The following is an 18042-nucleotide window of genomic DNA, read 5'->3' on the forward strand; positions in this document are numbered from 1 at the left end:
GGAGATCACGAAATATCCGCAATCACGGAGGAAGGATGGCTGCCTGCCAACCTTCCGGAATATCCATGCGCCTGATCCTTGCTGCCGCCATCGCCCTTCTCGCCACATCAGGCATTGCCGTTGCAGAGGAGGACAAACCGAAGCAACTGGTGATCATCTCCTTCGACGGCGCGCACGACAACAAGCTCTGGGACCGCTCGCGCAAGCTTGCCAAGAAGACTGGCGCGCATTTCACCTATTTCCTGTCCTGCACCTATCTGATCAATCCGGCTGACCGCCATGCCTACAAGGCGCCCCACGAAAAGCCTGGCAGTTCGGCCACCGGCTGGGCGCAGAGCGTGCCGGAGATCCAGGCACGGCTCGGCAATATCTGGCAGGCCCATCTCGAAGGTCACGACATCGGCTCGCATGCCTGCGGCCATTTCGACGGCAAGGACTGGACGAAAGCCGAGTGGAAACAGGAATTCCGCGCCTTCGACAAGGCATTGCTGAATGCCTGGAAAGGCAACGACTACGGAACGCTGGAACCATCGGGCTGGGCGGACTTCGTCAAGAACGACATCAAGGGTTTTCGCGCGCCCTATCTCTCGACGGGGCCGGGATTGACCACAGCTCTGAAATCGAAGGACTTCACCTACGACGCGAGCCTGATTTCCAAGGGGCCGGCCGAGGTGGAAGACGAGGACGGGCTTCTGCGCTTCGCGCTGCCACGCATTCCGGAAGGGCCCGACGAACGGCTGGTGATCGGCATGGACTACAATCTCTTCATCCGCCATTCCGGCGGACTGAATTCGCCGGGCCGTGCCGATATCTTTGCCGCGCGCACGCTCGACGCATTCCGGGCGGCCTTCACGCGCCAATACAATGGCAATCGCGTTCCGTTGCAGCTCGGCTTCCATTTCGTCGAGATGAATGGCGGCGCCTATTGGGATGCGCTCGATACATTCCTCACCGAGACCTGCAGCAAGCCCGATGTCGCCTGCGTGAACTATGCGCAGGCGATCGGGATGCTGAAGGGGAAGGCCGACGGCTCAGCCTTCTGAGGGCTCACAGTTCTGACTGTGCGATCTCAGTCGTCGAGCTGTCGACGTAGGGTTTCTCCATCGACGACAACTCCTGGCCCTCGATCGCGTCTTCGAAGGCGCGCAGGCGCTTGTAGATCGAGGTCATCTCGACGATGTCGTTCCACGACGAGGCGAGGAAACGGAACGAGCTGTCGACCTGCGAGAAGGCCTGGTTGATCTGCTGGAAGACGCCAAAGGTGATCGTGCCGGCGACGACCGTCGGGCCGAGCGCAAAATAAGGCACGAAGGTCGCGCCTTGCAGATAGGCAAACTTGGCGACATTGAAGTACATATAGTTGAAATAGAGCCGGAAATAGTTCTTGCGCACCGCGGTGAACAGTTCCGCCAGCGTCAGGGGCTCTGCGCGGTGCTCATGGTCCTCGCCGTAGACGAGTTCCTTGCGGTAGGCCGCTTCCACGCGCTGGTTGCGGAATTCGAGCCCTGGTAGCCGAATGCCGACGAGTGCCAGCAGGATGGTCCCAAAACTCGCCGAGATCAGTGCGACGAAGATCAGCGATCCGTCGATATTGCCGATGAAAGGAATATTCGTGACCTGCTTGGACAACGTCCAGAGCAGCGGCAGGAATGCGATTAGGGTCATCATCGAACTGATGAAGCTGACGCCGAGTCCCTGCAATCCGCGCGCAAAACGCATCGTGTCGTCCTGGACGCGCTGGGATGCACCTTCGATCTTCCGGACCTTCTTCCAATGGTCAACATAGTAGTTGTTCATCGCTGTGCGCCAGCGGAAAACATAATGGGCGGTGAAGAAGGAAAGCAGGACGAGGAAGACGATGTTGACGACCAGGATGCCGGTTACCGAGAACAGCGACGAGTAATATTCCCATTCGGACACGACGCGCGTCTTGGTCAGGGCGGCTTGCAGCATGTCGAAGAAGCTGCCGTACCAGTCATTGAGATATACATCGATCTGGACGTTGAAATAGTAGGAGAGGACGATGAGGGTGGAGCCCCAGACCGACCATAGTCGCCAGCGCTGGTCGGAATAGACGGTCCAGAAGATCGAGAAGACAATGCCGCAGGCGATCAGGAAGGTGTAGATGTAAAGGCGCTCGGGCGTGAGAAAGGGCGGCCTTCCATCCGGGCCGGGCTGGCCGTGCACGAAGTTCCCGAAGAAATTCAGCGCCCCTTGCCAGTTGCTGAGAATGCCGAACCAGATAAATCCACAGATGACGGTCCAAAGTATCGCGGACAGGAAAAACGGCTTCGGGTTGGGAAAGAACGACTTGAACAAGCGCCATATCTCCTGAGATCGCGGCGTTGACCGCGAAGCATTGATTTCGGCGCGACCGTATTTCAGAAAGAATGGCGCTTCAATGGCGCCCGGCCAAGATGAAGAAAATGTAACGGGCGGAAAATCCGGCTCTTATTCGGCCAGCGTCAGGATCAGCGGTCCGCCGCGGGTCGCCACGATCGTGTGCTCGAATTGCACTGTCAGCGCCTTCGGCTCAGCCAGCAGCGTCCAGGGATCCTTGCTGCTCTCGGCCCAATGGGCGCCGAGCGACAGGAAGGGTTCGATGGTGAAGACCTGGCCTTCCTCGATGATCCGTCGTTCGGTGGCGTCGGGCCAGGTCGAGAGCTCCGCCGGCTCCTCGTGCAGCGAGCGGCCGACGCCGTGGCTCGCGAGATTCTGGATCAGCGTATAGCGGTTCTTGGCGGCGAAGGCGCCGATGGCGTCGCCGATCTTCGCATAGGGCCTGCCGGGCCTGACCTGCTGCAGGCCGGTCCACAACGCGCGGCGGCCATCGCGGCAGAGTTTTTCGATTTTTGAATTGCCGGGCGGGATGACGAAGGAGGCTCCGGTATCGCTGAAGTAGCCATCCTTCACGGCCGAGACGTCGATATTGACGAGGTCGCCCGCCTGCAGTACCCGGTCGCCCGGAATGCCGTGCGCCACTTCCTCATTGACGCTGATGCAGGTGGCGCCTGGAAACTGATAGCAGGTCTCCGGCGCCGATTCAGCGCCGGCTTCCTCGAGCAGCCTGCGGCCGAGGTCGTCGAGCTCCTTGGTCGTCATGCCAGGCTCCATCGCCGCGGCCATGGCGTTGAGCGTCGCGGCGCAGATGCGCCCGATTTCCTTCAGCCCCTGGAGTTCGCTATCGTTGGAGACGACCATCTGATTTGCCCGGTTTGCCTTCCCGCTCTATCGGATCATTTCGCCATAGCGTCAACCGGCTGATCCGCCAGCATCTGCTTGACCATCGGCTTGACCTTGGTGCCGTAGAGCTCGATGCCGCGCATCAGCTGGTCATGCGGCATCAGCCCGAGTGCCATCTGCAGCAGGAAGCGGTCGTTCTTGAAGATCTTCTGGTGGGCAACGATCTTCTCTGCGACCCGCTCCGGCCCGCCGAGGAACAGCGCGCCGCGCGAGGATGCGGATGCCTCATACTGTGCCCGGCCCGACGGACCCCAGCCGCGCTCCCGGCCGATGCGGTTCATGACCGTGATCGACGGCTCGTAATACTGATCGAGCGCAGCCTGATCGCTGTCGGCGATGAAGCCGTGGACATTGATCGAGGTCTTGAGCGTCGCCGGATCGTGACCACCCTTGCGGGCCGCCTCGCGATAGAGGTCGAAGAGCGGCGCAAAACGTGCCGGCTCGCCGCCGATGATGGCGATCGCAAGAGGCAGACCGAGATAGCCGGCGCGGGCGACCGATTGCGGCGTGCCGCCGACGGCGATCCAGATCGGCAGCTTGTCCTGCAGCGACCGCGGATAGACGCCGCGGCCCTGGATCGGCGGACGCATCGTGCCCGACCACGTTACCTTCTCCTCGTCCCGGATCGCGAGAAGCAATTCGAGCTTCTCAGAGAACAGCTGGTCATAGTCGTCGAGATTGTAGCCGAACAGCGGAAAACTCTCGATGAAGGAGCCGCGGCCGGCCATGATCTCTGCGCGGCCGTTGGAGATCAGGTCGAGCGTCGCATATTGCTGGTAGACGCGGACCGGATCGTCGGAGCTCAGCACGGTCACCGCGCTGGTGAGGCGGATGTTCTTTGTTCGGGTTGCGGCAGCGGCCAGCAGCATCGCAGGGGCCGAGGCCATGTAGTCTGGCCGATGGTGTTCGCCGAGGCCGAAGACGTCGAGACCGACCTGATCGGCGAGTTCGATTTCTTCAAGCAGATGCCTGGCGCGTTCCGCCGCATCGCGGCCACGCTCGCCGGCGGCAGCTTCGGGGTTCACGTCGGCGAAGGTGTAAAGGCCAAGTTCCATGTCGAGCTCCGGATTTTTCGTGCCTGCTACATGGCGATTTCTGCGGTAAATGAAAAGCCTGCGACGGGCGAACACTGCGTTCGAGCGGGCATGAAAATGCCTCTTGCCAACATCCGGGTCCCATGGATTAGTCTGGTTTTTGGATGGAGGAATACATGTCTCTCGAACATTGGCTGGCATTCTGCGCAGCCTCCGCAATCCTGCTTGCCATTCCCGGCCCCACGGTCCTTCTCGTCATTTCCTATGCGCTCGGCCATGGCCGCAAGGTTGCCTTCGCGACCGTTGCCGGCGTGACGCTCGGCGATTTCACGGCGATGACCGCGTCGATGCTGGGGCTGGGCGCATTGCTCGCGACCTCGGCCACGATCTTCACCATCCTGAAATGGGTAGGCGCAGCCTATCTCGTCTATCTCGGCCTAAAGCTCTGGCGCGCACCGGTGGCGGACGGCGACATCGCGGAGCTTCCCAGGGAGAGACCGCGCCGCATCTTTGCCCATGCCTATCTGGTAACGGCGCTCAATCCCAAGAGTCTGATCTTCTTCGTGGCCTTCCTGCCGCAATTCCTTGACGTGCATGGTCCCGTGGCGATCCAGCTCACGATCTTCGAAATCACCTTCCTTGTGCTCGCGGCGGCCAATGCGAGCCTCTATGCGCTGCTTGCCGCCATGGCCCGCCAACAGATCCGCAAACCGCGCGTCCAGCGCATCGTCAACCGCACGGGCGGTTCGCTGATGATCGGGGCAGGGGTGTTGGCGGCGGGATGGAAACGGGCGGCGGCTTAACGTGCCAAGCGACCGAGCCCGGCCGCAGTGGCCAGGCCCGATCTCAATCAAATTCCACTGGTCGAAATTCGCTGTGATCGATCCGGGGTGGCGGCTTGATGACATGGTCATCCATGGCCAAGAGGTCGGAAATGCTTTTGCCCTGGCTGGCCAGTTTCTGGCACTCTTCGATCGAAAGAAGGACGTGTGAGGTCTCGCCGTGATCGATGATGAACACGGGTGCCTTCTTGGCCAGTTGTCGAGCTTTGCCTGTGTCCTGACTGAATTCTACGCTGGACATCGATGTCATGGTCGCCATCCCCTCATGCGTAGAAAGTTTATATATCAGGATTGGGGCCTTCTCCAGACCAAACCCTCCGGGATGTCCCCCGGAGGGCATATTTGGCGGTCGGTCACCTGCTGAACGGAATCATCGCCCTGATGCGCGGATCGCGGAACCAGAGGCCACCCCAGGCGAACAGCCCGAGATAGACGCCAAACAGCAGATGCGTGAAGAGCGGGCTGCCGGCGCTGAAATGCGTGGCGATAGCACCGCCAAGATAACCGGTCAGCAGGATCGCGCCGAGGATGGCCGTGCGCGGGATTACGTAGAGCAGGGTGCAGCCGAGCGTCAGTACGCCGAGGATGCGGGCAGATGTCGGATCGGCGGGCAGTCCGAGCTGGGCGCTGGTGTCGAGCACCACTTGCAGCGGCACAAGCTTGATCGCGCCATCGAAGGTCAGGAAGGCAATGAGCAGGCCGCTCAGCACCCAGCCGGTGATCCGTGCCGCCTTGCTCGGGGCGAAGGTGGGATTGGAGAAGTCGATCGTGGTCATATTGTCCTCCTTGCCGGTCAGATGGTCTTGAGCAGATCGGCGAGCTGGTCGGCGCATTGGCCCCAGCCTTCGTGGAAACCCATCTTCTCGTGGGTCTCCATGTCTTCCTTCGTCCAATGGCGGGCGATGGCGGTGTATTTCGTCTTGCCGTTCTCTTCCTCGAAATGGATCTCGCCGACGAAGAAGGGCTTGGCCGAGGGCTTCCAGGCGGAGGTGAAGGCGTCGGTGAAGACGACTTTCCGATCCGGCACAATCTCGAGATAGACACCCTGGTTCGGATATTCATTGCCAGCCTCGTCCTGCATCACGATGCGGTTGGCGCCGCCGGCACGGAGGTCGAGCTCAATGATTGGCGTGGTGAAAGGGCGCGGTGCGAACCATTGCTTCATCAGCTCCGGATCGGTCCAGCACTTGTAGACCTTGGCAGCGGGGGCATCGAAGGTGCGGGTCAGTGTCAGGGCGTAGTCGGGGGTAGTCTCAGTCATCGGGGTCTCCATCCTGAAAGCAAATCAACTGGATGCCTTCACGACGACGGAGGGGCGCGCGATCCGACAACGGCCCGAAAAATTCCAGCAAGAATCTCTCAAGCAGTTGAATTTTATATTGGTTTTCTCGTGATGCGGCTGGCGGCTAGGCCGTGCGCTTGTCTGGGCTGTAAATCATCAGCGGCCGGATCTCATAGGCGCCGGTGCCGGGATTGGCCTCAGCAAGATCCTTCGCCGCGGCGATCGCCTCATCCATGGTCTCGACCTCGACGACGAAGAAGCCCAGAAACTGCTCTTTCGTCTCGGCAAACGGCCCGTCCAAGATGAACTGCTCCTTGCCGCTCTTGCGCAACGTGGTCGCCGTTTTCGTCGGCTGCAACCGCGCCACCGGCCCGAGCTTGCCCTGTGCAGTGAGTTGTTTCTCGACGGCCTGGAGCCGCACCATGGTGGCTGCATCTTCCTCGGCAGACCAGGCCTGGATCACGTCTTCTTCGTTGTAGCAGAGGATGGCGTAGTGCATGGAATTCCCCCATTTGATAAACATCGACCGCCTGACTAGCTGTCTCGCATAGCCCTGATATCTTTCAACAGTCGATAAAGCGTCAGCATTTTCCCCGGAAATGGAATGAAGCCGAGATGTTCATAGAAGCGTCGCGCATCATCATCCTTGGCATGAACCACCATCGCTCGCACACCGGCAATGTCCGCTGCATTGAGTATTCGGCGCATGGCGTCGACGATGAGTGCACCGCCCAGGCCCTTGCCCTTCCATGATGCGTCCACTGCCAGCCGAGCGAGAATGATGATCGGAATCGGAAACCTTGGAAGGCCTTTGGCCAACCTCTCTGGCGCTTCACTATGCGTGATTTCGCCGACGACGAGTGTATGAAACCCGACGATCCCAGTGCCGATCGTCGCGACATAGGTTTGGGAAATGCCGGCCCTTTGGCCTTGTAGGGCGTGTTGCTTGATGAAGCGATTGAGGGCATCGTTCCCACAGTCGAACGATGCGTGATCGTGGTCCGCCGTCAGTTTGGCGACATTCGGCTTCTCGCTCATCGATGTCTAATCAAGAATCGTGGGCTCTTTCAGGAGCCGTTCCATGCGAGGATGGCGCTCGGTAGGAGCATCAAGCGCCGTGACAAAGGCCTCCCACTGAGGGGTGTCGAGAGCGATGCGAGCCCGCTCCGCCAGAACGTCCTGCGCGGTGCTGAGCGCACTGTCGATAACGAATTGACTGATCGTTGTATGCCGCTCGCGCGCAGCCTCCTGAAGGATGCGCTTTGCTGCAGGCGAAATACGAATGTCGATCTTGTCCGAGCGCTGGGATGATGCCGTCATACTTTGTCCTCGGTTCGCAACAAACCTAGTAATATGTCATGACAATGTCAAGACGACAGTTAGCTCGCTGTCAGCGTCCGCCTCACCGCGTCCTTCCAGCCCTTGAGCTTGGCGTTGCGGGTCTTCTCATCCATCCTGGGCTCGAACTTTCTCTCCAGCGCCCACTTCTTCGCAAAACCCTGCTGATCGGGCCAGACGCCGGCGCGGGAGCCGGCGAGCCAGGCGGCGCCGAGCGCGGTGGTTTCCAGCACCTTCGGGCGGTCGACGGGGGCGTCGAGGATGTCGGCGAGGCATTGCATGGTCCAGTCCGAGGCGACCATGCCGCCATCGACGCGGAGCACAGTCTGGCGCTCGCCGTCGCTCTTCCAGTCCTTGTGCATGGCGTCCAGCAGGTCACGGGTCTGATAGCAGACGCTCTCCAGCGCTGCCTTGGTGATCTCTTCAGGCCCGGAATTGCGGGTCAGGCCATAGATCGCGCCGCGGGCATCGGCGTCCCACCACGGCGCGCCCAGGCCGACGAAAGCGGGGACGAGATAGACATTCTGATTGGGGTCGGCCTTGTCCGCCAGCGCCGCCGAATCCGCGGCCGACTTGATGACGCGCAGGCCGTCGCGCAGCCATTGTACCGCAGCACCGGCGATGAAGATCGAACCTTCCAGCGCATAGGTCGTCTTGCCGTCGAGACGGTAGGCGATGGTGGTCAGCAGCCGGTTCTTCGACGGCACCATGTCGGCGCCGGTGTTGAGCAGCGCGAAGCAGCCTGTGCCATAGGTGGATTTCAGCATGCCGGGTGAGAAGCAGGCCTGGCCAATGGTGGCGGCATGCTGGTCGCCGGCGATGCCCAGGATCGGGATTTCGGCGCCGAAAAGCGACTTCTCGGTGACGCCGAAATCGCTGGCGCAGTCGCGTACCTCCGGCAGGATGGCGGTGGGGATGTCGAGAATGCCGAGCAGTTCGTCGTCCCAGCGGTTCTCGCCGATATTGTAGATCAGGGTTCGCGAGGCATTCGTCGCGTCAGTGAGGAAGCTCTTCCCACCCGTAAGCCGCCATAAGAGGAAAGTATCGATGGTGCCGAAGCAGAGTTCGCCTTTTTGAGCCCGGGCGCGGGCGCCCTTCACTTTCGAGAGCAACCAGGAGAGCTTGGTGCCGGAGAAGTAGGGGTCGAGCAGCAGCCCGGTCTTGCGGCTGAACTTTTTCTCGAGGCCCTTGATCTTTAGCGCGTCGCAAAGCCGGGCAGTCCGGCGGTCCTGCCAGACGATGGCATTGTGTATGGGGTTGCCGGTCTTGCGGTCCCAGACCACCACTGTCTCGCGCTGGTTGGTGATGCCGATGGCGGAGATGTCGGAGGCCTGGATACCCGCTTTCTTGATCGCGGTCTTGACGACGCTGACGACCGAGGCCCAGATCTCCTCGGGGTCGTGTTCCACCCAGCCGGATTGCGGATATATCTGGGTGAATTCCTTCTGGCCCGTGCCGACGGCCTGCATGTTCTTATCGAACACGATTGCACGACTCGATGTCGTACCCTGGTCGATCGCTAGCACAAAGCCGGTCATCGGATCCTCCCCATCCAGATTCCTGATGTCCGATTTTCAATCTGAACTGCAAACGAAAGTCAAAGGAAAATAAACGCACCTCGACACACGGGGCGCGGCGACAACCGATTCAGGTTAGTTGTCGTGCCGGAAGAGCTCGGGCGGGGTGGCACGCATCATCTCCTGCGCGCGGCCGAGATGCTCACGAATGGCGCGGTCCGCTGCTTCGACATTGCGCGCCCGGATCGCCGAGGCGATCATGCGGTGCTCGTTCAGCGAGGCGCCCATGACATGGGACGAAAGCGACGGACTGATCTGAGCGAGGATGAGCGACAGGTGGAGCTGCTGATTGAGCTTGATCAGCTGGCCATTGGCCGATGCGGCGACGATTGCCGCGTGAAAGCGCTGGTTCTCCTGGAGATAATCGGCGGTCGACTGCCGCGGCTCGACATTCCAGATCGGCGCCACCGCCTTGTCGAAGGCGTCGCGGATGGACAGATCTTTCATATTCTCGGCAGCCTTGCGCGCGGCGAGCGCCTCCAGCTCCATCCGGATCTCGAAAAGCTCAAGCGCCTCCACCATGGAGAGCCGCCGCACCACCGCGCCGCGATTGGGCACGATCTCGATCAGCCCTTCCGCAGACAACCGCCGGAAAGCCTCGCGGACAGGCCCCCGACTGACGCCGAGATTGGTCGTCAGTTCGGCCTCCACCAAGCGCTGGCCTGGCACGAAACGGCCGTTCAGGATCGCCGCACTCAGATAATCCGCGACCGAGGCCTCCTTGCGCCCATGCGGCCGCTCTCTCAATTCCCTGATCTTCGTCAATCTCGACTCCCTTGGCCTAGAGGTAGCGCCGAAAAGCAATGATTGACAGCCCCAATTTTGCTGCCAATATTGTCCTACAATAAGAGTCAAAGACTCGGGGAGGAGAAGCCATGCCGACCGGCAAGGCGGGACCGGCGACGACGTCGATCGGCACTGTCGATGCAGCTGACACGAGCGTGCGTAACATGAGCCTCACGGCCGACCTCACGGGCCGGCTCGAGATGCTAAATGATGCATAATCCTGATGTCGAGACCTTGCCGTGGGACGAGCAAGCCGCGGTTGATGACCGGCTCTATCGCGCCCAGATCGGCTATCTCTTCGAGCATTCGGATTTCTATCGGAAGAAGCTGGTGGCGGCTGGCTTCGGTGATCCGGCTGGCGTCGGCGGCCTTGGTGACATTGGCAGGTTGCCGATGACCGAAAAGGACGAGCTCCGCGCCAGCCGGACGCCCGATCACCCCATTGGCACGCATCTTGCGACGCCGATGGATGACGTGGTGCGTATCTATTCGACCAGTGGCACGACGGGGACGCCGAACTACATTCCGCTGACCCGCTCCGATCTCGGCAACTGGATCGAGACATCCTCCCGTTCCTATGCGGCTTCCGGCGTCGCCAAGGGCCAGAAGATCGTTTCAACCTACAATGCCGGCCCTTTCGTCGCGGCCGTCGCACTCGATGCCTTCAATATGCTGAACCTCTGCCAGATCCCCGTCGGCTCCGGCAATACCGAGCGGCTGATGGCGGCGGTGCAATTCCTCAAGCCCGAGATCCTCGGCTGCACGCCGTCCTATGCGCTGCATCTTGCTGAATGGGCGGAGGCGCGCGGTATCGATATCGCCGGGTCGAGTGTGAGAAGCATCCTTGTCGCCGGCGAGCCGGGTGGCGGGGAGCCGGCGCTTCGCACCCGCCTCGAAGCTGCCTGGGGGGCGAAGGTCACCGAAGCCATGGGCATCGGCGATATCTCGGTCTCGCTGTGGGGCGAGTGTGAGGCGCAAGCCGGCATGCATTTTTCCGGGCGCGGCTTCGTCCATTTCGAGCTGATCGATCCGGAGACGGGCGAGCCGAAGCCGATCGAGGATGGCGCCGAGGGCGAACTGGTCTACACGCACCTCCAGCATCGCGCGGCACCGCTTCTGCGTTTCCGCAGTCGCGACCACGTACGGATGAGTGTCGGCCGCTGTACGTGCGGCCGCACCGCACCGCGCGTGCGTTGCATCGGCCGAACTGACGACATGCTGATCGTGCGCGGCGTCAACCTGTTCCCGACAGCGGTACGCGAGGTCGTCAACCAGTTCCGACCCGAAGTCAGTGGCGTCATTTCCATCCGGCCCGGGATCAAGGGTGTCAAACAAGCGCCACCACTGCCTGTCATCGTGGAGCTTGCGGAGGATGCCGAACAGTCCACAGAACTTTCGGACAGGATCAGGCAGCGCATCCGCGACGTGCTTGTCGTCGGTGCCGAAATCGAGCTCGTGCCGTGGGGCAGCTTGCCCCGCAGCGACTACAAGTCCAAGCTGGTCGACGGGAGCCTGGCAGCGGACGCCGAGCGGCGATGAAGCCGGGCGATGAGGAGGAAGAGATGAGAAAACTGCAGACCCAAGGTGTGCATCATATTACTATCGTCGGCGCCGACCGCCAGACCTCGATCGACTTCTGGGAAGGCGTGCTCGGCATGCCCTTCGTCTTCGAGCAGCCCAATCTCGACAAGGCGAGCGAGAGCCATCTTTATTTCGACCCGGGTGACGGGCGCCTGATCACCATCTTCACCGACGACACCAGGAAGCCCGAACCGTCGCGGACGCCGACCGATATCGGCTGCGTCCACCATCTCGCCTTCTCGGTCTCGCAAGCCACGTTCCGGCAGGCGGTGGAGCGGCTCGACGAGCGCGGCATCAAGCATTCCGGGCAGAAGGATCGCGGCTTCATGGACTCGATCTATTTCAATGATCCGCTCGGCCTTCTGATCGAACTCGCTTCCTATCGCTTCGAGCCGCCCTTTGGCTACAGCTATGGTGACGTGATGCTCGAAGCCCATAAGATCCGCGTGGGGCGCGGCGATTACAATATCACCGAGATCCACCTGGCCGATGCGATCGAGGCGCTCACGGCGCGCAATCGCGGCAGCCTCTCTTCGGATCGCAGTCCGAAGGATCCCTATTCTAAAGCGTGAAAAACCAGAGACAATCGATGGAGGAAACGATGAAGCTCTATATGCATCCCGTCTCGCAGACCAGCCGGCCGATCCGCCTGCTAATTGCCGAAAAGGGCCTAGATGTCGAGGAGGAGGTCGTCGACCTCATGATCGGCGCCCATCACCAGGAGCCCTTCGTCTCGATCAATCCCAGCCGGCAGGTGCCGGTGTTCGAGGATGGCGATCTCCGCATGACCGAGTGCTCGGCGATCCTGAAATACCTCGCCGACAAATACGACATGCCGGAATATCCGAAAGACTTGAAGGCGCGCGCTCGCGTCAACGAGGTCATGGACTGGTTCAATACCGGCTTCTATCGCGACTGGGCGTACAACATGCTCTATCCGCAGATTTTTCCACACCACAAGCGGCCGACCGACGACGGCCAGAAGGTGGCGGTGGAGTGGGGTCGCGACAAGGCGGGCTTCTGGCTCTCGGTGCTCAACGACCACTATCTCGGCAAGGGCAACAAATACCTGCTGGGGGACCAGGTGACCATCGCCGACTATATGGGCGCGGGCTTCGTCTCTGCCGGCGAACTGATCCGCTATGATCTTACGAAGTTCCCGAATGTGAAGGCATGGCTCGAAAGGATGAAGTCGCTTAAGAGCTGGGGCGACGTGTCTGCCGTCATCAGCGGCTTCGGGGAATCCTTGAAGGACAAGCAGTTCGTCGTCTGACGCTCGCCTCCGTTTCTCCCTCCGAGGGGGGAGATGGCCGGCAGGCAGGGGGACGCGCCTGGCGCGTTTGCCTGCCGGCCTCCGCTTCATTCCGCCGGTTTCGCTGCGGTCACTTTTTACCGGAAGGTAAAAATTTGCCTCTTGCGATTTTTCGCAACTGCGCACAGGCTGCGGGCAAACAACAACAATTAGCGGAACATGATGGCGATCGCTTTCGGGGATAAGATCGGGTTCATTCTGAATGGACAGGAGGTGGCGCTCACCAAGGTGCCGCCGCGGCAGACATTGCTCGATTGGCTCAGGCTGGAAAAACGCTTGACCGGCACCAAGGAAGGCTGCGCCGAGGGTGACTGCGGTGCCTGCACAGTTCTGGTCGGCCGGCTGCTCGATGGCGAACTCGTCTATGAAAGCGTCAATGCCTGCATCCGTTTCATGGGCTCGCTGCATGCCACCCACGTCGTCACGGTCGAGCACCTGAAGGGCGAGGACGGCAAGCTGCATCCGGTGCAGCAGGCCATGGTCGACTGTCACGGCTCGCAATGCGGCTTCTGCACGCCGGGCTTCGTCATGTCGCTCTATGGCCTCTGGCTCACCAACTCCAATCCGAGCCGGCAGGCGATCGAGGAGGCGCTGCAAGGCAATCTCTGTCGATGCACCGGCTACGAGCCGATCGTGAAGGCGGCCGAAACGGCGGCGCGCATTCGGCCGGCCGATGTGTTCGATCCGATCGAGGGTATGCGCGAACGGGTCAAGGCGAGGCTCTCGGAACTGACGCTGGCCGGCCCGGTGCGGATCGTCGACGGTGCCGACGAACTCTATATTCCGTCCTCGACTGCCGACCTTGCCGAGATTATGGCGACCCACCCGCACGCGACTGTCGTCGCCGGTTCTACCGATGTCGGCCTCTGGGTAACCAAGCAGATGCGGCCGATCAATCCGGTGGTCTTCATCAATGGACTCGGCGCGTTGCAGGGCATCACTGCCGGATCCGACGTCATCAGCATCGGCGCGGGTGTTACCTATTCACATGCCCTGAAGGCCCTGGCGGAGCATTATCCCGCCTTCGGTACGCTGATCCCGCGCATAGGTGGCCAGCAGGTTCGCAATATGGGCACGATCGGCGGCAACGTCGCCAATGGCTCGCCGATCGGCGATACACCGCCGGCTCTGATCGCGCTCGGCGCAGACGTATCGCTTCGCTCGCGCGAAGGGGCACGCACTGTGCCGCTCGAGGATTTCTTCATAGAATATGGCAGGCAGGATCGCGAGCGTCACGAATTCGTCGAGAGCATTGTCATACCAGTGCTGGCGGAAGACACGCGTTTCTCAGTCTACAAGATCACGAAGCGCCGCGACGAGGACATCACCGCCGTGCTCGGCGCCTTCTGTCTCAGGCTGGAAGGCGATGTCGTACGCGAGGTCCGTCTTGCCTATGGCGGCATGGCCGGTACGCCCAAGCGGGCCGCTAATGCCGAAGCAGCCCTTCTCGACAGGCCCTGGACCGAAGCGAATGTCCGCACGGCAATGGCAGTGCTGGACCAGGATTTCAAACCGCTCACCGACTGGCGGGCGACGGCCGAATACCGCATGATGACGGCGAAGAACCTCATCCTTCGCTTCTTCCTCGAAAGCCAGGGCGAAGATGCCGAACTGGTGCGCTTTGCAGCGGGAGGCAAGGCATGAACAAGATGGATGTCGATATCCGCAAGGAAGAAATCACAGGCGGCGCCCACCGCGATCTCCGACACGATTCCGCCCACAAGCATGTCACCGGCGAGGCCGACTATATCGACGACATGGTACTGCCCGAGGGCGCGCTGCATATGGCGGCCGGCCTGTCGGACCGGGCGCATGCCGATATCCTCACGATGGATCTCTCCGAGGTCGAGGCCATGCCCGGCGTTGTCCTGGTTCTGACCCACGAGGATATTCCCGGTCACAATGACATCGGGCCGAACCATCGCGACGACGAGCCGCTGCTCGCCGAAAGGCGCATCGAGTTCCACGGCCAGATGGTTTTCGCCGTGGTTGCCGAGACGCGCGAGATCGCCCGCGCCGCCGCGCGCAAGGCCAAGTTCACCTATCACGACCTGCCGCACGCGACCGACATCCTCGATGCCCGCGCGCTCGGCTACAAGAATGTCACCGATCCGCTGACGCTGAAGCGCGGCGATGCTGTCGCCGCCCTCGAAACCGCCCCGCGCCGCCTGCAGGGTGCGATGCGCATCGGCGGGCAGGAGCATTTCTATCTCGAAAGCCATATCGCGCTCGCCATTCCCGGCGAAGACGATGAGGTGATCGTCTGGTCCTCGACGCAGCATCCAAGCGAAATCCAGCATATGGTCGCCAATATCCTGCAGATTCCGGTCCACGCGGTCACGGTGAATACACGACGCATGGGTGGTGGCTTCGGGGGCAAGGAAACGCAGGGCAATCAGTTCGCGGCTCTCTCGGCGCTGGCTGCCAAGCGGCTCGGTCGCGCGGTGAAATTCCGGCCCGACCGGGACGAGGACATGGTCATGACCGGCAAGCGGCATGACTTCCTCGCTGAATATGATGTCGGCTTCGACGACGAAGGCCACATCCTCGCGGTGAAGACCAATTATGCCGCGCGCTGCGGCTTCTCGTCCGACCTTTCCGGTCCGGTCACAGACCGCGCGCTGTTTCACGCTGACAATGCCTATTTCTACCCGAACGTGCTGCTGACCTCGGAGCCGATCAAGACCAACACGGTCTCTAACACCGCTTTCCGCGGTTTCGGTGGTCCGCAGGGACTGGTCGGGGCCGAGCGCATCATCGAGGAGATCGGCTATGCCGTCGGCGTCGACCCGCTCGAGATCCGCAAGCGGAATTTCTATGCGATCGAGGGCGACGAGCGCTGCTTGACGCCCTATCACCAGAAGGTGGAGGACAATGTCATCCACCGCATCGTCGACGAGCTCGAGGCGAGTTCCGACTATCAGGCGCGGCGACAGGCGATCGTCGATTTCAACAAGACGTCGAAGGTCATCCGCAAGGGCATCGCGCTGACGCCGGTGAAATTCGGCATCTCCTTCACCTTCACGCCCTTCAACCAGGCAGGCGCGCTGGTTCATGTCTATCAGGACGGCTCGGTGCATCTCAACCACGGCGGCACGGAGATGGGGCAGGGGCTCTACACCAAGGTCGCACAGGTCCTGGCCGACGAGTTCCAGATCGATATCGACCGCGTGAAGATCACGGCGACGACGACAGGCAAGGTACCGAACACCTCGGCCACCGCCGCTTCTTCCGGCACCGATCTCAACGGCATGGCGGCCCATGACGCCGCCCGCCAGATCAAGGACCGGCTCTATGCCTTCGCCGCCGAGCGCTGGCAGGTACCGGTCGCCGACGTGCATTTCCTGCCGAATCGGGTGCGGATCGGCGGCGAGGAAGTGCCCTTCGCCCATTTCATCAAGCAGGCCTATATGGCCCGCGTCCATCTTTCCGCTGCCGGCTTCTACAAGACGCCGAAGATCCATTGGGACCGCGCGCGCGGGCAGGGCCGGCCGTTCCTCTATTATGCCTATGGCGCCTCGGTATCCGAAGTCTCGATCGACACGCTGACCGGCGAATATATGGTCGATCGCGCCGACATCCTTCACGAGGTCGGCAAGTCGCTCAATCCGGCCATCGATAAGGGCCAGGTGGAAGGCGCCTATGTGCAGGGCATGGGCTGGCTGACGACGGAGGAACTCTGGTGGGACGGCAAGGGCCGGCTCCGGACGCACGCGCCATCGACCTACAAGATCCCCTTGGCCTCCGACCGGCCGCGCGAGTTCAACGTCCGCCTCGCCGAATGGTCGGTCAACAAGGAAATGACCATCGGCCGATCCAAGGCCGTCGGCGAACCGCCCTTCATGCTCGGTGTCTCGGTGCTGGAGGCGCTCTCCATGGCCGTGGCCTCTGTGGCGGATTACAAGCTGTGCCCGAAACTCGACGCACCGGCGACGCCCGAGCGGGTGCTGATGGCAGTCGAGCGGATGCGGGCGGTGTGATTTCGAGGGCGTTGATGGGCGTGGCTTTACCCCCCTCTGTCCTGCCGGGCATCTCCCCCTCAAGTGGGGAGATTCGCAGGCGGCTTTCGCCGTGCCCCAATACAGCGTTGTTAACTGCGCATTCGACGGAGATGAGGAGTGGAACAGCGCCCCATCGAATCTCCCCCCTTGAGGGGGAGATGTCCGGCAGGACAGAGGGGGGTAGCCGCCACCCGAAGGCGCCCCACTCATGACCTTTGAAGCCTTCCTCACCCAACCCACCTCCATCATCCTCGCCGACATCACCGCCACCAAGGGCTCTACCCCCCGCGAGACCGGCGCCTTCATGCTCGTCTCCGGCACCGGTCTCTGGGGCACGATCGGCGGCGGCAATCTTGAGTTTGCGGCGATCGACCGCGCCCGTGGCATTCTGGCCGGACCTGAGGTCGACGGGACAATGACTTTCACCCTCGGCCCCGACAGCGGCCAGTGCTGCGGCGGTGTGGTCGAAGTGACGTTCACCCGGCTCGACGCGACGGGCATCGAAGCCGTGCGCAGGCGATTCGCCGAACAGCAGAGTCAAAACCCAGATGTCTTCGTCTTCGGTGCCGGTCATGTCGGCCGGGCTCTCGCTGCCGCATTGGCGCCGCTGCCGGTCCGCGTTGTGATGATCGAAACCCGTGAACCAGAGCTCGAAGATCTGCCCCCCACGATCGAAACCCGTCTGGTTGCCATGCCGGAGGGTCTGGTTCAGGACATACGGCCCGGCGGGGCGGCGATTGTTCTCACGCACGACCATGCCTTGGATTTCCTGATCGCCGCCGAGGCCCTCCAGCGCGGTGACCTTGCTTATGTCGGCATGATCGGCTCCAAGACCAAGCGTGGCGTCTTTGCTCATCACCTGACGCGCCAGGGCTTTGATGCGTCGCTGATGGATCGTCTGATATTGCCGATCGGGGGCAGCGCTGTGCGGGACAAGCGGCCGGAGGTCATCGCGGCGCTTGTCGCCGCAGAACTCCTTACGGCGATGTTCGGTCCTTCGGGTGCCTGACGCGTAGGCCCATAAGCCAGAAGCAAGTGTTCGCGGG

The 18042-nt window shown here is 61.6% G+C and carries 20 protein-coding genes; 9 read left to right on the forward strand and 11 right to left on the reverse strand.

The genetic code is table 11. From position 1 onward, the window contains the following. Nucleotides 1-65: 65 nt before the first annotated feature. Entirely contained in the window at nucleotides 66-1043 is a 978-nt protein-coding gene (locus tag AC2YI2_RS05035) for a polysaccharide deacetylase family protein (protein ID WP_487385347.1), read from the forward strand. 4 nt (nucleotides 1044-1047) lie between these two features. Here AC2YI2_RS05035 and sbmA read toward each other — a convergent pair whose 3' ends face one another. From sbmA to AC2YI2_RS05050, 3 genes are all read right to left on the reverse strand, one after another. Continuing rightward, nucleotides 1048-2319, reverse strand: a complete 1272-nt coding sequence (sbmA, locus tag AC2YI2_RS05040) for a peptide antibiotic transporter SbmA (protein ID WP_487385348.1) — start codon at nucleotides 2317-2319, stop codon at nucleotides 1048-1050. A 132-nt stretch (nucleotides 2320-2451) separates the two neighbouring features. Then, nucleotides 2452-3201: a type I methionyl aminopeptidase gene (gene map, locus AC2YI2_RS05045; protein ID WP_487385349.1), complete on the reverse strand. Its 750-nt coding sequence runs from the start codon at nucleotides 3199-3201 to the stop codon at nucleotides 2452-2454. Between the two features lie 35 nt (nucleotides 3202-3236). After that, nucleotides 3237-4298: an LLM class flavin-dependent oxidoreductase gene (locus AC2YI2_RS05050; RefSeq protein ID WP_487385350.1), complete on the reverse strand. Its 1062-nt coding sequence runs from the start codon at nucleotides 4296-4298 to the stop codon at nucleotides 3237-3239. A 155-nt stretch (nucleotides 4299-4453) separates the two neighbouring features. Here AC2YI2_RS05050 and AC2YI2_RS05055 point away from each other — a divergent pair, with 155 nt between their 5' ends. Further along, entirely contained in the window at nucleotides 4454-5080 is a 627-nt protein-coding gene (locus AC2YI2_RS05055; protein ID WP_487385351.1) for a LysE family translocator, read from the forward strand. A 43-nt stretch (nucleotides 5081-5123) separates the two neighbouring features. Here the strand turns inward: AC2YI2_RS05055 and AC2YI2_RS05060 are convergent, their stop codons facing one another. The 8 genes from AC2YI2_RS05060 to AC2YI2_RS05095 all read right to left on the reverse strand — a co-directional run bounded on the left by AC2YI2_RS05060 (nucleotide 5124) and on the right by AC2YI2_RS05095 (nucleotide 10081). Beyond that, nucleotides 5124-5378, reverse strand: coding sequence for a type II toxin-antitoxin system Phd/YefM family antitoxin (locus tag AC2YI2_RS05060; RefSeq protein ID WP_487385352.1), 255 nt, complete (start codon nucleotides 5376-5378; stop codon nucleotides 5124-5126). A gap of 94 nt (nucleotides 5379-5472) precedes the next feature. Continuing rightward, entirely contained in the window at nucleotides 5473-5895 is a 423-nt protein-coding gene (locus tag AC2YI2_RS05065; RefSeq protein ID WP_487385353.1) for a DoxX family protein, read from the reverse strand. A 17-nt stretch (nucleotides 5896-5912) separates the two neighbouring features. Then, nucleotides 5913-6380 (reverse strand): SRPBCC family protein, encoded by a 468-nt coding sequence (locus AC2YI2_RS05070; RefSeq protein WP_487385354.1) that lies wholly within the window; start codon nucleotides 6378-6380, stop codon nucleotides 5913-5915. Nucleotides 6381-6525: 145 nt separating this feature from the next. Next, nucleotides 6526-6900 (reverse strand): YciI family protein, encoded by a 375-nt coding sequence (locus AC2YI2_RS05075; RefSeq protein ID WP_487385355.1) that lies wholly within the window; start codon nucleotides 6898-6900, stop codon nucleotides 6526-6528. Nucleotides 6901-6935: 35 nt separating this feature from the next. Further along, complete coding sequence (locus AC2YI2_RS05080; protein WP_487385356.1) at nucleotides 6936-7439, reverse strand: GNAT family N-acetyltransferase; 504 nt, start codon at nucleotides 7437-7439, stop codon at nucleotides 6936-6938. 6 nt (nucleotides 7440-7445) lie between these two features. Next, nucleotides 7446-7721, reverse strand: a complete 276-nt coding sequence (locus tag AC2YI2_RS05085; protein WP_487385357.1) for a type II toxin-antitoxin system TacA family antitoxin — start codon at nucleotides 7719-7721, stop codon at nucleotides 7446-7448. 59 nt (nucleotides 7722-7780) lie between these two features. Beyond that, nucleotides 7781-9277 carry a glycerol kinase GlpK gene (glpK, locus tag AC2YI2_RS05090; RefSeq protein ID WP_487385358.1) on the reverse strand — a complete coding sequence of 499 codons (1497 nt, stop codon included), beginning with the start codon at nucleotides 9275-9277 and terminating at the stop codon, nucleotides 7781-7783. A 114-nt stretch (nucleotides 9278-9391) separates the two neighbouring features. Beyond that, nucleotides 9392-10081, reverse strand: coding sequence for a GntR family transcriptional regulator (locus tag AC2YI2_RS05095; RefSeq protein WP_487385359.1), 690 nt, complete (start codon nucleotides 10079-10081; stop codon nucleotides 9392-9394). A gap of 110 nt (nucleotides 10082-10191) precedes the next feature. Between AC2YI2_RS05095 and AC2YI2_RS05100 the strand changes: the two genes are divergently transcribed. From AC2YI2_RS05100 to xdhC, 7 genes are all read left to right on the forward strand, one after another. Continuing rightward, the gene (locus AC2YI2_RS05100) at nucleotides 10192-10320 is read left to right on the forward strand and encodes a hypothetical protein (RefSeq protein ID WP_487385360.1); all 129 of its coding nucleotides are present in this window, start codon (nucleotides 10192-10194) and stop codon (nucleotides 10318-10320) included. After that, on the forward strand, nucleotides 10310-11641 hold the full coding sequence (locus AC2YI2_RS05105; RefSeq protein ID WP_487385361.1) for a phenylacetate--CoA ligase family protein: 1332 nt from the start codon (nucleotides 10310-10312) through the stop codon (nucleotides 11639-11641). Before AC2YI2_RS05100 ends, AC2YI2_RS05105 begins: the two co-directional genes overlap by 11 nt. A gap of 23 nt (nucleotides 11642-11664) precedes the next feature. Further along, nucleotides 11665-12255, forward strand: coding sequence for a VOC family protein (locus tag AC2YI2_RS05110; RefSeq protein WP_487385362.1), 591 nt, complete (start codon nucleotides 11665-11667; stop codon nucleotides 12253-12255). Between the two features lie 29 nt (nucleotides 12256-12284). Further along, on the forward strand, nucleotides 12285-12956 hold the full coding sequence (locus tag AC2YI2_RS05115; protein WP_487385363.1) for a glutathione S-transferase family protein: 672 nt from the start codon (nucleotides 12285-12287) through the stop codon (nucleotides 12954-12956). 201 nt (nucleotides 12957-13157) lie between these two features. Then, complete coding sequence (xdhA, locus tag AC2YI2_RS05120; RefSeq protein WP_487385364.1) at nucleotides 13158-14639, forward strand: xanthine dehydrogenase small subunit; 1482 nt, start codon at nucleotides 13158-13160, stop codon at nucleotides 14637-14639. 5 nt (nucleotides 14640-14644) lie between these two features. Then, entirely contained in the window at nucleotides 14645-16975 is a 2331-nt protein-coding gene (gene xdhB, locus AC2YI2_RS05125; protein WP_487385852.1) for a xanthine dehydrogenase molybdopterin binding subunit, read from the forward strand. A gap of 229 nt (nucleotides 16976-17204) precedes the next feature. After that, nucleotides 17205-18005 carry a xanthine dehydrogenase accessory protein XdhC gene (xdhC, locus tag AC2YI2_RS05130; RefSeq protein ID WP_487385365.1) on the forward strand — a complete coding sequence of 267 codons (801 nt, stop codon included), beginning with the start codon at nucleotides 17205-17207 and terminating at the stop codon, nucleotides 18003-18005. Nucleotides 18006-18042: the final 37 nt, after the last annotated feature.

Source organism: Rhizobium sp. SRI_017 (assembly GCF_057586295.1).